We start from the raw sequence: 16815 nt of genomic DNA on the forward strand, positions 1-16815 counted from the left end.
TCTTTTCCGTCGGCGCCTTTTGGAATTGTCATAACTTTACCGTCTGTGAAGTGAACGACTTTGTTTCCATCGTTATCTGTTTCGATATTTGTAATGCCGATTGATGTTCCGTCTTGACCGTTTTCACCACGATCACCTTTAGCACCTTTTGGTATTGTGATTGTCTTACCATCAGTAAACGTTACTATTGTGTCGCCTGCTTCGTTAACTTCTGCTTTCGCAATACCTACTGATGTGCCATCATGTCCGTCTTGGCCATTTTGTCCATCTCGGCCATTTTCGCCCTTGTCACCTTTTTCACCTTTTGGTATTGTGACTGATTTGCCATCACTGAAGTGAACAACTTTATTGCCATCGTTATCCGTATCAATATTTGTAATGCCAATTGATGTACCATCTTGACCGTCTCGACCGTCTTTACCGTCGGCACCTTTGTCACCCTTAGCACCTTTTGGTATTGTGATTGTCTTACCATCGGTAAATGTCACAATTGTGTCGCCTACTTCGTTAACTTCTGTTTTCGCAATACCAACTGATGAGCCATCATGTCCGTCTTGACCGTTTTGACCGTCTTTACCATCAACACCTTTATCACCTTTTGGTATTGTGACTGATTTGCCATCACTGAAGTGGACAACTTTATTACCATCACCATCTGTTTCTGTGCTTGTGATTGTAACTGATGTTCCGTCTTGACCATCTTTTCCGTCGGTGCCTTTTGGTATTGTCATGACTTTGCCATCTGTGAAGTGAACGACTTTGTTTCCATCGTTATCTGTTTCGATATTTGTGATACCAATCGAAGTACCGTCTTGACCACTTTCGCCACGATCACCTTTGTCACCCTTAGCACCTTTTGGTATTGTAATCGTCTTACCATCAGTAAAGGTTACAATTGTATCGCCTGCTTCGTTGACTTCGGTTTTCGCAATACCAACTGATGTGCCATCATGTCCGTCTTGGCCATTTTGTCCATCTTTACCATCGACACCTTTGTCACCTTTGTCACCTTTTGGTATTGTGACTGATTTGCCATCACTGAAGTGAACAACTTTGTTGCCATCTCCATCTGTTTCCGTGCTTGTGATTGTAACTGATGTTCCGTCTTGGCCATTTTCACCTTTATCGCCTTTAGGAATTGTCATGACTTTACCATCTGTGAAGTGAACGACTTTGTTTCCATCGTTATCTGTTTCGATATTTGTGATACCAATTGATGTTCCGTCTTGACCGTTTTCACCACGATCACCTTTGTCGCCTTTAGCGCCTTTTGGTATTGTAATCGTCTTACCATCGGTAAACGTTACAATTGTATCGCCTGTTCCGTTGACTTCAGTTTTCGCGATACCTACCGATGTTCCGTCTTGGCCTTTTTCACCACGATCGCCTTTGTCGCCTTTAGCACCCTTTGGTATTGTGATTGTCTTACCATCGGTAAACGTTACAATTGTGTCGCCTGCTCCGTTGACTTCGGTTTTTGCAATACCTACCGATGTTCCATCATGTCCATCTTGACCATTTTGTCCATCTCGGCCATTGTCGCCTTTTTCACCTTTTGGAATAGTTACTGATTTGCCATCACTGAAGTGAACAACTTTATTACCATCTTTATCTGTTTCGATGTTTGTGATTGTAATCGAAGCGCCATCTTGACCATTATCGCCACGGTCGCCTTTGTCCCCTTTAGGAATTGTCATTGTTTTTCCATCAGTAAAATGTACAACTTTATTGCCATCTTTATCTGTTTCGATATTTGTAATACCTATTGATGTGCCATCATGACCGTCTTGTCCATCGCGTCCGTTGTCCCCACGATCGCCTTTAGCGCCTTTTGGAATAGTCATTGTTTTATCATCAGTAAAGGTAACCACAGTATCGCCATTGTCTTTAGTAGTGATTGATTTAATGCCGATTGATGTTCCATCTTCTCCTTTTTCACCTTTTGGAATTGTCATTGTTTTTCCATCAGTAAAGTGAACGATTTTGTTACCATCTTTATCTGTATCGATGTTTGTGATACCAACTGATGTTCCGTCTTCACCTTTTGGTCCTTTTGGAATTGTCATGACTTTGCCGTCAGTGAAATGAACAACTTTATTTCCTTCATTATCAGTATCGATATGCGTGATACCAATTGATGTACCATCTTGGCCATTATCGCCTTTTTCACCTTTAGGGATGGTCATCGTTTTTCCATCAGTGAAGTAGACAATCTTATTTCCATCACTATCTGTATCAATTTTCGTGATACCAATTGATGTTCCGTCATGACCATCTTGGCCATTCTCACCGCGCTCACCTTTGTCGCCTTTTGGAATTGTCATTGTTTTTCCGTCAGTAAACGTCACAACTGTATCGCCATTAGATTCTTTATTGATAGTATCAATGCCTACTGATGTGCCATCTCGACCCGGTTTGCCAGCTGGAATTATTATTGAAGAATCATCACTGAATTCCACAGTTGTATTACCATCATTATCTTTTGTAATACGTTTAACAGTGATTGATTGGCCTGGAGCACCTGTATCACCTTTTTCACCTTTGTCGCCTTTTGGTCCGGCTACACCTTGGGCACCTTTGTCACCTTTCGGTCCGGCTACACCTTGTGCACCAGTTTCACCTTTGTCGCCTTTGTCTCCTTTTGCGCCTTTAGGAATACTAATTGTTGTACCGTCACTAAATTGCACAATTGTGTTTCCATTTGGATCTACTGTTGTACTTGTAATAGTGATTGATTTTCCTGCAGGACCTTGTGCGCCCGTCTCACCTTTATCGCCTTTTGGTCCAGCTGGTCCTCTTGCACCTGTTGCTCCTTGAGCTCCAGTATCACCTTTGTCGCCTTTATCACCTTTCGGTCCGGCTTGGCCACGTGCCCCTTCTGGTCCTCGTGCGCCTGTATCGCCCTTATCACCTTTATCTCCCTTGTCACCTTTTGGAATACGGATTGTTCTACCATCACTAAATTCAATGACATGATCACCCGTTTTAGCATCATGGTAATCATTTGTAATCGTTACAGAACTTCCGTCTCTTCCAGGTAACCCATCAGGTACGAAGAAGTGACTAATTTGTTGACCAGTTGTAGCATTAGTAATTGTAACCCAGCTACCTGGTTTATGATTATCTTGACCGCGTACTACATTCGTATTGATATCTGGTGTTCTACCGTCTCTTGGTACGATCGTTTTACCTGGGCTACTGTTCTTACCATTCAAAGTGGCTACCGCTGTAATATGGTCGCCTTGTTGTAATGTGTAATTAGGTAAGGTATAGCTAAAGTGTCCAGTATTATCAGCAGTCGTATTGTATTGTTTACCACCAACATTAATCTTAACTTGAGCGTTAGGACTTGTTTCACCACTGACTACGTTAGTGCCTGAAAGTTGTGGTTCCACAATTGGTGCAAGTGGGCCATTGATATTAGAATCATCCACTTGTCCAATACCAAGTTTAACGATTTTATTTACTGCTGGTTCATTATCATATGTTTCTTTAACGAATCTTCCGATAACTTCATTTTTATATTTTACTACTGAATAAAGCACACCACGTTTCCCATTACGTCCCTCTTGTTGTACGACTTGTTGACCTAATGGAACATCTTTAGAAATGACGTACTCAATTTGGAAAGGTGTCGTTTCTACTTCTGATGCATCATCCGTTGTAATAATATTTTCTTCAGGTTTGTTCGTAACTTGGACGCTTGTTGAGCCGTAAAAATAGTTATCATGTGATGTTGGTTCTGCTTTACCAGTACCTGTTTGGAACATCATCACATTCCCATTGAAACTTAAGTCACCATTCCAATCACGTACTGGAAGACTAAAGCGATATTCTACACGTCCATCTTTTCCTACAGCATATTTGTTAATAGAGATTCTAGAATTTAATCCATAACCTGCTGGATAACTCGGATGGGAGCCTCTATTCATTTCAATAGTCCCAGAGTTACCAGTAACACCAGTTACGTTATAATTTCCTTGAATTGAACTTGGTACATTATAACCTGAACCAAAGTTAAAACCGCCTAAATCTGCGTTATGAGCAGGTTCAGGAGCTGAGCGATTGACTTTCCATGTGATAGTAAAATTCATGCGATTCGCACGACGGTTAGGTTGAACTTGTACAGTATAATGCGCGGGTGTTTGTGAGAACGAAGTAATTCCATCCCCATTAATTGTGAGTCCTGAATTTGGATCAATACCAATAACACGTTTTAAATCTTCTAATGAATTAACTTCAGTATTATTAATATTAGCGCCTTCACCTGTAGATCTCACTGCATAGGTAGTAAATATCGATGCCTTTTCTTTAGCATATTGTAGACCTGCATACATTATAGTCTGAAATACTGCTTTGGCATCAGTAGAAGTGTAGTCAATATCTGCACGTTTAAGTATTTCTTCTACATCATTACTATCATATGAGTCTGAAAGTAAATCATGTACGAGTTGACTTTTATCGCTTGCATTATTATATCTATCTACAAATTCTTGAGGGACTTCTATTTCATCAGCACTATCCTCACTCATTTCTCGTGTAGACGTAGTCGTTGTGTCGTCAGAGGCTTCTCTAGTTGCTGAACGAGTGCTAATTGCTCTACTTTCATTTAAATCTTTTTCACTATTATTAGTCGTATTTGTTTCTTCGTTAGTAGTTGTTTTTTCGTCAGTAGTTGTTTCAGTTGAATTTGGTGTCGCTTGTTCTTCATTTTTTGAAAAGTTCTGATTTGAAGCATTATCATGTTTATTAACGTTTTCTTTATCTTCTGTTACAACATTTTTATTATTATCAGTTTGAGTAGTATTTGTTACAGTGGGTGTTTGAATTGAATCTTTGTTTGAGGGAGAGTTTGTCGTAGACGTTGAGTCAGAGGTTGGCTCAGTCCTTGCTTTCTCCTTAGATGTCTGTGTCGAAGGCTCTGAGTCGCCTTGGACGTTCTTGTTGTCTTTATTTGTTTCATTGGTTATCACTTCATCCGGTTGAGCGGTCGGAGAAGTTGTTTCAGTTGTTTGTTGTTCAGATGTATGAGCACCATCTTCACTTTGGGCTTGAGCTTCATTGCTTATACCGAATATTAAGGTCGAACCTAAGAGAATTGAAGCCGTACCAATAGTAAATTTCCTAATAGAATAGTAATTATATCTATTCAAAAATGATCCTACTTTTTGTTTAGATTTTGGTTTCAAATATTTCACGTCCTTGTTGTAGATTCTAGTTGTGTAACTTTCAATAGAATAGCACCTTTTCGAATTAAGTACAATACTATTTTATATATATTCTATTTATAATTATAATAACATTCTATTCAAACCTAAAAAATTTATAATAACAAGAAAAAGAATCTAGAACATTTGTATGAATAATGTTCCAGATTCTTGATTAATCAGTTATTTCACTTCTTCAGCAACGAATATTTTACGTTTTTCCCATACGCCAGTGTTCTCATTATAATCATCACACGTAATTAAAGTAAGTTGGTTCTTTTTACCTTTATGCTCATCTAACACTTCCACGTCCTCTGGGTTAACATCGCGAATACTTGTCATTTTATATTTACGTGTTTCGTTGCCTATTTTAAAGGTCACTTTACTTCCTTTTTTTGCAGCTTTTAAATTTGTAAATTGATAATTGGGTCGATCAATAAATGTATGACCTGCTATTGAAATATTTTGGTCATCTAATGATTCATCTTCTTCCGCGAAACTTACACCACGATTTAATTGTTCTGGCGTAGCTGGTCCAGGATAAACAGGTTCTTTAATATCTGCGTCAGGTATGCTTATGTATCCTGTCATTTTAGATTTATCTTTTGATATCGTAGGCTTTTCTTGCTTGCTTGATTGCTGTTTTGAATCATTTTTATCGTATTGTTCAATTTTATTATCTTTATCTTTCTGTTGTAAGTAATTATCGATGTGAGGTTTCGCAAACAAATATACTGCGACTAGAATTAATATTACACCTACAATTGTCATCAATCTATTAGTCCAATTTTTCATTGATGATACTCCTTTAATCATAACTTTGTTAGCTCATAGTATAACATTATTATTTCACTATATTAATTTATTTTTTTCATTTATTACGCAAAATTTTTATCGTCCATTTGCTTGCTATTCCCTTTTTAATTTAAAATAAGGTCAACAAGGAGGTAAAGCCGTGATTAGAAATATTGAACGCAAAGATTTGCCTGCTATATTAGATATCTATAATGATGCCATATTAAATACTACTGCTGTATATACCTATGATGCTCAACAACTTAGCGATCGCGAGGCTTGGTTCGAATCAAAAGTATTAGCGAATGAACCAATATTTGTTTATGAGTTAAACAATAAAGTGGTTGGTTTTTCAACTTATGGACAATTTAGAAACTGGCCAGCTTATTTATACACGATTGAACATTCAATTTATGTAGATCATTCACATCGTGGCAAAGGTATTGCAACTCAATTACTTCAACATTTAATCGAGCATGCGAAACAAAAAAATTATAGAACGATAGTAGCGGGTATAGATGCTTCGAATTTTGATAGCATTCATTTACATGAAAAATTAGGATTTACTCATGCCGGGACTCTAAAAAATGTCGGTTATAAATTTGAAGATTGGTTAGATTTGGCGTTTTATCAACTTGATTTGAAAAATGACTAAAACTTCACATTTATTAAAACTAAAGGAGGCTAGAACAGTTACCCAGTAACAGTTCTAGCCTCTTGATTATAGGCGTTGAAATGAGTATGTGAAAATCATACTTACTTCATCTTTAGTCAACTATGCCCTTAAGTAAGCCTTATGACAGCCTTAAAATTATAATATCTTTCTGTCTCGCTCTCTTGTTGTATTTTGAATTTCTTCTTGAACTTCTTCTCGAATTTTTTCCCTTAATTCGTTAATTTGCTTCTTCTTTTTATCCGCAATAACAAAACGTGCATAATGTACTAGGAATACTACAATCATACTTAATGACATTGATTGCAATAACAGATTCTCCCATGTCCCTGTTTGTGTAAAATAGTACGTCATCGTTGTGTTAATGACAAATGCTAAAAAGATGATACTGAGTCTAACCATACCATCATCCCCTTTTGAGTTATTTTATACTCAAGGGTGAAATTTTGCAATATTATTTTTAATTTTTCAGATAAGGACATATGTACTATTAAACATGTAAAAAGTAAATGACCAAGGTCAATGAACAGGCTATCGCATTTATATAAATTTACTTAATTTTCAAAGATAACAAAAAACCATTCCTGAATGTGCAAATGACATTCAAGAATGATAATTGGTTGATATTAAGAAAAGCTATTAACTGTGCCTGCGCCAGTTTCGCCAAAGATTTTTTGTTTAATTGCTTCGCCAGTTGGTGTGCCAGCTAAACCGCCAAGACCAGTTTCTCTAAGTTCTGCTGGTAATCCACGACCAATTTTATCCATAGCTTCGATTACTTCGTCAACAGGAATTCTGCTTTCAACACCTGCTAATGCTAAGTCTGCTGAAATTAATGCGTTACCTGAACCGATTGCATTACGCATAACGCAAGGGATTTCAACTAATCCTGCTACTGGGTCACATACAAGACCTAGTAAGTTACTGATTGCTAATGCCATTGCATGACCTGAAGCTTCAGGTTCGCCACCGAATACTGCTACTGCGGCAGCTGCTGCCATAGCTGATGCTGAACCAACTTCTGCTTGGCAACCGCCTGTAGCACCGGCAACGCTTGCGTTGTTGGCAACAACACGACCGAATAATGAAGAAACGAATAAGAAGTCTACCATTTGTTCTTCAGTTAAATCGTGTGTTTTTTCTAATTTGAATAATACACCAGGAATGGTACCCGAGGATCCTGCTGTTGGAGTTGCACAAATGATACCCATTGCTGCGTTAACTTCGTTTGTAGCTACGGCACCTTTCACTGCTTCAACCATTTCATGGCCTGATAAAGCATGGTTATTATCGTTATACTTAGCTAGTTTAATAGCGTCTTGGCCTGTATAGCCTGTTACACTTTTAACACCTTCGCCTGTAGTCCCTTTAACTACGGCATCGCGCATAACTTCTAAGTTTTGTTTCATTGTTTCTCTAACTTCTTCACGAGATTTACCTGAAAGGTTCATCTCTTCTTGAATCATAATATCTGCAAAAGACATCTTGTTTTCAACTGCGTAGTCTATAGTTTCTCTAATTGAATCAAACATCTTTAATCCCCCTCTATTTAATATAGGATACGTTTAAGTGACTATATTTGTCTTTGATTTGGTCTAACGTTGATTCAGATATTGCTTTAGCTAGTGTTAATACAACTAAGCTATTGTTTTCGCCCGTTTCTGTCAATTCGTCATCAATACTTGCACCAAGTTCATTAATATCATTTAATAAGTGATTGACCTCTGATTTATTTGCCGCCCCATCTATTTCTAAGATAGGTAAACCGTGGTCAAATTCAACTTCTTGTCCTTCTACATTAATTCTTCTTAATTTAATGGTACCGCCACCGATTGAGTTACCGATAACTTCAATATGACGTCCATTTGCTTCAGCAACGATGTGTGCACAGTTAGGGTGTCCACCGATGCTGTCGCCATCTTCTTCTATAATTTCTACGTCAATGCCTTGATCTCTTGCAATTGTTAAAGCGTCTTTAATACGGCTATCAAATGTGCTATAACCCATTGCGCCACCAACAATTGCTAAATCTGTGCCGTGACCTTGATGTGTTTTAGCGAACGATTCATAGTAATGAATTGTTAATTTTTCTGCTTGCATTCCGCCTAATACTGCATATGCAGCATTACCGATTTTAACAGCACCTGCTGTGTGAGAACTTGAAGGTCCCATCATGACAGGGCCAATGATATCAAATGCACTTTGATAATCGTAGCTTTTTTTAGTAGCCATTATTAAACACTCTCCTTAGGTTGTTTCTGTTTACTAGGCATTTTAATAGTCATATCCATTAAGTTGAATTTTTTAATTAAAGTACTGAAGATAAACGCCAATACAATACTTACTACTGCAACTGCAATGATTGTAATTACTGATCTAACTGCGTCGTTAAATCCGAATAATACGATTGCACCTGCAATTGGTGTAGCCATACCTTTAACACCGATTACTAGTCCACTGAATGTTACGATACAAGCATTTACAACACCGATAATTGCGTTAGTTCCGTATAATTGTACTGGATATTTTGCGATTAAGTCGATTTGAGTTAATGGTTCAATACATACTGCGAATGCTTTAGATTTGCCTCCAATGTTAAGTCTGTTGAATAATACAAAGTTAACGAATGAAGAACCTGTACATGTTAATGCACCGATAGCCATTGGTACGCCAGTTAATCCTAATAAACTAGTTAATACCATTGAACTTAGTGGTGTCATTCCCGTTACTGGGATAACTAAACCTAAGATAACCGCTAATGCGTAAGGGTTACTGTCTCCAACTGATGTTACTGCGCCACCGATTTGATGTAAGATAGCCATAACTCCTGGGCTAATTACAGTTGCTAAACCGAACGCAATTGCTGGAGCGAATAAAATCACAACAATTAAGTCTAAACCTTCTGGTACTTTCTTTTCAACAAATTTAATTCCAAATGAAATGATGTATGCTGCGATAAATGCTGGTAATAATTTAAAGTCATGTAATACTAAACCAACAATTACTGCGAATACAGGTGAGATACCAAGTTTAAGTCCAGTTAAGATACCTACTGCTACACCTGCTAAGCTTCCTGCTAAATCACCAATTGTTTGAAAGAATTCAATATGAAATACGCCACCAATAGCGTAACTTAGAAACGCTTGTGGTAAGAATGTTGCACAAGCAGCTCCCGATAGAGCTTGTAATCCTTGTTTGCCGTATGGCGCAAAGTTTAAGAATAACGTCATAACGACAAGTACGAGTACGAGTGTTCCCACTCCTAAAATAATGTTCATTCCCCAAAACCTCTTTCTAATTATTTATTAGCCATTGACATAGTACACCCTATAGAAACCGATTTCAAGATTTCTCTAGAATGAAATGAGGCTAATATGTGAAATAAATCACATTTAGGTACTTTTTGAGGGCTAAAAATTTTCATTTTGAAAAACTTTGTAAACTAATAATTAATTATCCACGTTTTAAATTGTCTATCGGTGAAACGTATGATCTACTAGTTCGATATTTGCCAAGAAAATATATTGTACACTTCACTATTTGTACATCTACTTTAACATCTATAACGCATTTACCCATAAATTCTGCTCACTTTTGTATTTAAAATAAGGTTGTAATTATCCAAAATACTTATTTTTTCACTAAAAAAGAGCAAAGACCATAATTTTTAGTCTTTACTCTTTATATAATGTATATTGTTTATATTAATCGTCAATTTTTAATAATTCTTCTGTAAGTTGATGTGTCTGTTGATAGATTTGACGGTAGACATTATAGTAAGCTTCATACTTGTCATGGCTCTCTTTATTAGGTTCAAATGTACGGTCAACCTCAATAAATTGAGCGACACAGTCATCGAATGAGTTAAACCATTCTAAACCGTATGCGGCAATCATGGCCGCTCCCATACTAGGTCCTTCTTCATGTTTTAATTTTCTAATCGTAGCATTAAAAATATCGGCTTGCATTTGTAGCCAAAATTCACTCTTTGCGCCGCCACCGATTGACGTAATGTGCGTGATTTCTTTACCCGCTTCTCTTATTAACTGAATAGAATCATAAAGTGAGAAGGTAATGCCTTCAAGTACAGCGCGTGCAAAGTCAGCTTTCGTATGGCTACCACTAATACCAATAAAACTTCCACGAATAAACGCGTCACCATGAGGTGTACGTTCGCCGGCTAAGTATGGCGCAAATAACAGATGATTAGCTCCAATCTGGGACGTGCTTGCTTGTTTCACAATATCGTCGAATGACTGGTCTTCAAAGAATGTCTTCTTCAACCAATTTAAACTATAGCCTGCCGCAAGTGTTACCCCCATCGCATAGAACGTTTCAGGTACGCTGTGATCAAAGAAATGAATGCTATTACGATACTCAGTGTAACTCTCACTTTCAACGTTAAGTACGACACCTGAGGTACCTATACTGCATAATGTGTCGTTGTCATTAATAATTCCGGCACCGATCGCTCCACAAGCGTTGTCGCCACCTCCTGCGAAGACTTTAACTTTCTCAGTAAAGCCAACTTCTTGAGCAAGTTCAGAACGCACATGGCCTACGCAAGCCGTTGAACGAACTAAAGGAGGGTAAATATCTCCAATTCCGAATTGTGTACCTACGTCGCGTGCCCAATCATGTGTTTCTGGATTAAGTAAGAGTGTGCTTGCCGCATCAGAATATTCCATGTGAATTTCTCCAGTTAAATAATAGCGCACATAATCTTTAGGCAACATAAAGACACTTACTTGGTCCCATATATCTGGTTCATGTTGTTTAACCCATAACATCTTAGGCATAGTAAAGCCTTCTAATATTGGATTTCCATTTAATCTTTCGCCATAGACCTCTTTAATTTGACGACATTGTTCTGAATTACGTGTGTCATTCCATAGTATTGCATGTCGCACAGGTTGATGTTGGGCATCTAAGGCTACTAAGCCATGCATTTGTCCTGAAAATGAGACCCCTTTAACGACACGTTGAGCCATTTGAGAAGATTGGGTGATGTTTTTAATGCCTTGTGTGACCGCTTCTACCCATTCTTTAGGGTCTTGCTCACTATAACCAGCACGTGTTTGAATTAACGTTAACGGTTCACTCGTCGAAGCTACGACTTCCCCTTGTTGGTTCACTGCAATAATTTTTACTGCACTTGTTCCTAAATCAATTCCTAATACAACATCTTCCACGACGCATCCATCCTTTACTCTGTTCATTAATAAAGTAATTTCCAATGTTTTAGAGACAACTCAATATATCTTCAATTTATATAATATTATAATAAAATTCATTTACCCATATGCTTATCATATCGATTTTAATTATAATTTCAATAGGAAACGGAACAGAATCCTAAAGTAATCCCAAAGATTTCTGCTCCGTTCTTAAATCTAATTATTATATTATCTGTTACCCACGTCATGACCAATCTCAACTGTTTGATCATTTTTATTGTATATCGCGCCTTGAACACTTCCAAAGTTAGGGTCATTACGTTTTTCTTCTACACCGTAACCCATACTTTTGAAGATATTAATATCTTCATCGCTTGTGGCATTTTCATAATAAACAGTACCACCATCATTATAGAAACGTGGTTTATTAATAGATTCTTGTAATGTACCATCGTTTCGTAAATAATCAATCAACACTTCATTAAGGAGCGTTGGAATTTTATTCCCCCCTGGCGTTCCTATGCCCATATAAAAGTCTGGTCCTACTACAATAGATGGTGATGTATAAGAACGTGGTGCTTTATGTTTACCGCCATAGTTTGGACTATTAGGGTCACTTGAGAAGTTGGTTAACGAGTTGTTCATGTAGAACCCTTGTTTAACAAATTTTTTTGAACCAAAGAAGCTAGATAACGTATTTGTCGTACTTGCGAGCTTTCCTTGCTTATCAATCACTACAAAGTGTGTCGTACTTGTAGTACTAAGTGTTGGGTCAAAGTTACTGCTCGTTTCACCACTATTGATATTGTTTAGATTATCTAATAAATAGTCTTGTGAAAGATATGTATCACTACTAGGTTCTTGGCCGTTAACGATATCTCTATTACGATACATCACGTCACGAGATTTAATGATGCCTGAAATATAATCGTTTCGTGCTTCACTTGTGTTACCACCAGAATTGACGCTTTCATCGATTTTCAACCCTTGTAACATTAATGTACCACCGAGTGGGTTAGAGGCTGAATAGATTTTATTATTCAAATAGTTTGTAGACACTGGTTGCTTCTCTTCTGTCTTAACAGCTTTAAAGTCCTCTTCAGTGAGTTCATCGTCAATTTGTTTGGATACACTTTTAGCGATATCTTTATAGAAATAAGAAGGGCCTTTATCACGGATGTTCTCTAATGTTTTAGCTAGTGCTTCTTGTTTAACGACATCACCTTCACGCACCGTCCGCTTCCCTTTGAAAAATGGGGAATCACGATCAATGTCTGAACCGAATAATTTCATACTACGCTCTAATTCTGAATCTACTTCAAAGCCATTTTTCGCTAGCGGAATAACATAGTTTAAAATCTTCTTCTCATCCATTTTACCTTCACGTTGATGCATATCATGTAGGCCTTGCACAAAACCTGGAGTGCCTATTTCATCACCTTTTTTATAATTAAATGATGACATAGTTTTATATTCATACATTTTTGGTTCTTCGTCATCTTTGCCGTTATACGTTAGTGTAGCACCCCCGCCACCTATACCTGAGGAATGTGGCTCTGTTACTGCTAGCGCGTAAGAAACACCCATTGCCGCATCTACAGCGTTACCGCCATCTTCAATAATCTTGTTACCTACACGTGTGGCAATGGTATTGTTAGAAGCTACACCATATTTTTTCTTACTGCCTGATGCTTTATGGTTGGCAATTTTATTTTCAAATAATGTATCTTTATCTGGTTTATCTTCTTTGTTGAAATAATAGAACGTGAATGAGATCAAAATGGTCATTATTAAAATGACGGATAGCGTCCCTTTATTGTAAATATTCATACTAACTGGCCCCTTTAGATAAATATTGCTCCGTTACATTTTTTAGCTCTTCCTTCTCATAGTTATCTAGGCCTTCATTCGCTTTAGCAAACGTTACCATTAACAGAATAGCAATGATAATGAGCGTAGTTACAATACCTAACCAATGTTTTTTAATATTCAAAGGTATACCCTCCATTCTTCTCTTTTAGATGAATCGATTGATCTTCAATATTATTGTAATAACGTTGCGCTTCCATTTTAGTCATACGATCTTTCGTAATCTTTCCGTCTGCTGAGCGTACCGGGGTGATACTAAATCGGTTATGTTGGCCATCCCAATCGTGTTGAACGACCATTCCTTTTTGGTTCTTAGATAGGAAGGAATCAGAAGTAAGGTTACCCAAGCTATAAAAGATGCTGGCGTTTTTATACTTTTCAACTTTTTGGACGACCGAATTATGACCAATAATCACATCAGCACCCGCATCCACTAATGCATGCGCATACTCTTGTTGGCGGTCAGTGACATTACGTTCATTCGTAATCCCCCAGTCTACATTGACTACGACCATATCATTATTCTCTTTTAAATTTTTGATTAAAGGCACAAAAATACTTGGATCTAAACTGATAGATGTCGTATTTTTTAACGAGTCTTCATAATTCGAACCCACATCTGTAAATGAAACATTGGCAATTTTTTTACCTTTAACTTGTTGTTGAACCGTTTTACTATTAATCAAGTTAGAGCCGTTGCCCGTCATAAAGTTATAATCCGTTTGTGCTTCTACTTGTTTACTCAATTCTTGTGCTTGTACGTTATCAATTGTGTTGTTAATTAAATTAACGCTTTTGATGTTTTGTTTTCTTAGAAACATAATATTCTCTAAATTCTTTTTAATATTATCTTGTTGATTATTTGAAAAGTTACTCACCAACAAGGACGCTGTTGAAAAGTCACTATGTTGAAGGGGTTCTCTCAAAATTCCGAACACCTTATTTAGATTCATTTTTCTAATATGTTTGTTTAAAGTAACGTTACCTAGATATGTACTACGAATATTATTGCTATTCGAACTTGGCATCGCTTCTACTGGTTCGACTTTAACTGCTCGAATAGCGAAGACTAAAAGCACTAATGCAATAATTAAAACGATAAGCGTATAAATAAAGTTTCGACGTTTATGTCGTTTAGATTGCTTAAGTAACCATTCGCTCGCTGATAACCGTTTTTTCTTTTTCATTATTATGCGCTCCTTGCTCGCGATTAATTAATAAAGCTGTATAAGAATAAGATGACATATGTGATACAAGTTAATAACATAGTCGTTGATAACGTAATCACGACACCTTGCTTTTGAATTGTATTCGCAATGATGCCGGGAATAACTACACCGATGCCTGATACTTCTACCATTTCAAAAGGCGTCAGTGGATAAAGTAAGTCGAAGATAAATTTGAGCACCATGCCTGTTAAAATCATAGCTGCAAACTTCCGTCTTCCGTATAAAATCACCCATCTGCTAATTCCATATGTAACAATGAAGAATGTTAAACAACTAATTACTAACACTGACAACAACATAATAGGTTGATCGAATATAAGTGCTAAGTAACCAGGTACTACGAGTCCTGCTGGATTAATCCCAAATTTTTCTGCAAAGATTAAACTCAATACAATACCGACAAATAGGGAAAAGTATAATTCTGAACCTATCATTTTATTCTATCCCTTCTATGAATTCTGCTATTCTACCACCTGGTCCGTGAATATTACCGACACAGAAAATAAGCGCATTCTGCGATTCTCTCATAATAGCTTTTTCAATTTCTACAAAGTCTTTGTTTTCGAAGTTAAGATACTTTTTCTCAGGTAAGTGTTGCATAACTTCTGTCACCTGTTGCGTACTTTTACCGGTACAAATTAATGTGTCATAATCAACATCCTCAATAAAGTTTTCCGCAAATTGACGCGTTCTATCGACCCTATCTGAACGACAATTTAAAATAACGACCTTTTTAGTATATGGATAGTTATACGATTCAACTTTATTCAAGATAGCTTTCGTCGATTGCGGTTCATTTGCTGCAAAGGCATTAACAAACACATTACGTGAATGATTCGCATTAAAGTATTTAATTTCCACAGCACCAGGGTCAGGTGGTGCGTTTAACATACCTTCTAACGCAGTTTCTTTATCAATGCCTACTGCTTGCGCCACGCCTAATGTAATTGCCACATTATCTGGAAATACGAGATAGCTAAATTTCCTTAAATAAGATTCAGGTATCTCATCTTTATCCACCACGATGATTTGTGTTTTACGCTTTTTCGCTTCTTTCGCAAAAAATTTCGTATACTCATCTTTCATGACGACAAGCTTACCTTTATAAGGAATTGTAGCGGTAAAGGCTTGCGCTACATCCTTTAATGTAGGGCCTAAAACATCCATATGGTCTTCCATCACATTGACAATGACCCCAATATTCGCTTTTACTAAATCTTTTTGAAAAGTAATTTGGTAGTCTGGATTTACGGCCATACATTCGTTGACTAAAGCTTTAGCATCTTGTTTAACGACTTTACGAATAATGTCACGTTGCTCCCCAATGTTTGCTCCTTGAGGTTTTCTAATAACTGGATACTCTTTGTCAGTAAACCAATACAACATCCGTGCATCTGTCCCCGTCGTCTTACCTATTACGCGATAATGATCCTCTCTTAATACGCTATAAATCATTCTAGTTATCGTGGATTTACCACGTATACCATTAATATTGATTCTTAAAGGAATCTTGTTTAGTCGATTTGTATGGCGGTTTTTCTCTTTAATTCCAAGCCATAAAATCAAGGCGATACAAATTATAATGAGAATCACAATATTGTCCCTCTCTTTAAATGTTTTAATATGAAGTTTTTAGTAAAGCGCTTTCTAAAATAAGTATGTATAGTGAATATGTTCGAGTGAAACACTCTATATAGAAGAAATGAATGATAATAAGGTCATGACAAACATATTGGTAAATTTCCAAAGTTCAAACGATTAATGTCCGACCCTTTTATTACTTCTAATAAGGGTATGCTATCATTTATGTGTTGAGTCAGTTTTAACAATGTAAATATAATGTAAAAAAATACTAACAAATATAA

General features: G+C 36.9%; 12 protein-coding genes and 1 pseudogene. 1 reads left to right on the top strand and 12 read right to left on the bottom strand.

All coding sequences use genetic code 11. The features are described 5' to 3' along the window. Window positions 1-5189 (bottom strand): YSIRK-type signal peptide-containing protein (locus FH144_RS00005; protein WP_242313076.1); only part of this gene is annotated, 5189 nt, incomplete at its 3' end. A 201-nt stretch (window positions 5190-5390) separates the two neighbouring features. Beyond that, on the bottom strand, window positions 5391-6002 hold the full coding sequence (srtA, locus tag FH144_RS00010) for a class A sortase SrtA (protein ID WP_242313078.1): 612 nt from the start codon (window positions 6000-6002) through the stop codon (window positions 5391-5393). Window positions 6003-6162: 160 nt separating this feature from the next. On the opposite strand from srtA, the gene FH144_RS00015 reads away from it, so the two are divergent. After that, a complete protein-coding gene (locus FH144_RS00015; protein WP_242313080.1) occupies window positions 6163-6657 on the top strand; it encodes a GNAT family N-acetyltransferase in 495 nt (164 codons plus the stop codon). A gap of 252 nt (window positions 6658-6909) precedes the next feature. Here FH144_RS00015 and FH144_RS00020 read toward each other — a convergent pair. The 10 genes and pseudogenes from FH144_RS00020 to pgsB form a co-directional block, all read right to left on the bottom strand. Then, window positions 6910-7077 (bottom strand): annotated as a pseudogene (locus tag FH144_RS00020) (hypothetical protein); the annotation flags it as partial. A gap of 224 nt (window positions 7078-7301) precedes the next feature. Continuing rightward, window positions 7302-8207, bottom strand: coding sequence for an L-serine ammonia-lyase, iron-sulfur-dependent, subunit alpha (gene sdaAA / locus FH144_RS00025; RefSeq protein WP_107507118.1), 906 nt, complete (start codon window positions 8205-8207; stop codon window positions 7302-7304). 13 nt (window positions 8208-8220) lie between these two features. Next, complete coding sequence (locus FH144_RS00030) at window positions 8221-8907, bottom strand: serine dehydratase beta chain (protein WP_107507117.1); 687 nt, start codon at window positions 8905-8907, stop codon at window positions 8221-8223. Window positions 8908-8909: 2 nt separating this feature from the next. Then, window positions 8910-9953 carry a PTS sugar transporter subunit IIC gene (locus tag FH144_RS00035; RefSeq protein WP_107507116.1) on the bottom strand — a complete coding sequence of 348 codons (1044 nt, stop codon included), beginning with the start codon at window positions 9951-9953 and terminating at the stop codon, window positions 8910-8912. Window positions 9954-10379: 426 nt separating this feature from the next. Then, window positions 10380-11894 (bottom strand): xylulokinase, encoded by a 1515-nt coding sequence (xylB, locus tag FH144_RS00040; RefSeq protein WP_242313081.1) that lies wholly within the window; start codon window positions 11892-11894, stop codon window positions 10380-10382. Between the two features lie 186 nt (window positions 11895-12080). Further along, window positions 12081-13682 carry a gamma-glutamyltransferase gene (locus FH144_RS00045; RefSeq protein ID WP_242313083.1) on the bottom strand — a complete coding sequence of 534 codons (1602 nt, stop codon included), beginning with the start codon at window positions 13680-13682 and terminating at the stop codon, window positions 12081-12083. A gap of 1 nt (window position 13683) precedes the next feature. After that, entirely contained in the window at window positions 13684-13845 is a 162-nt protein-coding gene (locus FH144_RS00050) for a hypothetical protein (protein ID WP_198611922.1), read from the bottom strand. Continuing rightward, window positions 13835-14908 (bottom strand): CapA family protein, encoded by a 1074-nt coding sequence (locus FH144_RS00055; protein WP_242313085.1) that lies wholly within the window; start codon window positions 14906-14908, stop codon window positions 13835-13837. The genes FH144_RS00050 and FH144_RS00055 overlap by 11 nt, the downstream gene beginning before the upstream one ends. 23 nt (window positions 14909-14931) lie before the next feature. After that, a complete protein-coding gene (pgsC, locus tag FH144_RS00060; RefSeq protein WP_107507112.1) occupies window positions 14932-15384 on the bottom strand; it encodes a poly-gamma-glutamate biosynthesis protein PgsC in 453 nt (150 codons plus the stop codon). 1 nt (window position 15385) lies between these two features. Beyond that, the gene (pgsB, locus tag FH144_RS00065; protein WP_242313087.1) at window positions 15386-16543 is read right to left on the bottom strand and encodes a poly-gamma-glutamate synthase PgsB; all 1158 of its coding nucleotides are present in this window, start codon (window positions 16541-16543) and stop codon (window positions 15386-15388) included. Window positions 16544-16815: the final 272 nt, after the last annotated feature.

The organism is Staphylococcus sp. acrmy (assembly GCF_022690565.1).
In the GTDB taxonomy this organism is placed as follows: domain Bacteria; phylum Bacillota; class Bacilli; order Staphylococcales; family Staphylococcaceae; genus Staphylococcus; species Staphylococcus caledonicus.

Bases quoted from the DNA above. Each gene is read 5' to 3' on its own strand.
- srtA (WP_242313078.1), bottom strand. From the start codon at position 6,002: ATGAAAAATTGGACTAATAGATTGATGACAATTGTAGGTGTAATATTA.
- sdaAA (WP_107507118.1), bottom strand. From the start codon at position 8,207: ATGTTTGATTCAATTAGAGAAACTATAGACTACGCAGTTGAAAACAAG.
- FH144_RS00030 (WP_107507117.1), bottom strand. From the start codon at position 8,907: ATGGCTACTAAAAAAAGCTACGATTATCAAAGTGCATTTGATATCATT.
- FH144_RS00035 (WP_107507116.1), bottom strand. From the start codon at position 9,953: ATGAACATTATTTTAGGAGTGGGAACACTCGTACTCGTACTTGTCGTT.
- xylB (WP_242313081.1), bottom strand. From the start codon at position 11,894: ATGAACAGAGTAAAGGATGGATGCGTCGTGGAAGATGTTGTATTAGGA.
- FH144_RS00045 (WP_242313083.1), bottom strand. From the start codon at position 13,682: ATGAATATTTACAATAAAGGGACGCTATCCGTCATTTTAATAATGACC.
- FH144_RS00055 (WP_242313085.1), bottom strand. From the start codon at position 14,908: ATGAAAAAGAAAAAACGGTTATCAGCGAGCGAATGGTTACTTAAGCAA.
- pgsC (WP_107507112.1), bottom strand. From the start codon at position 15,384: ATGATAGGTTCAGAATTATACTTTTCCCTATTTGTCGGTATTGTATTG.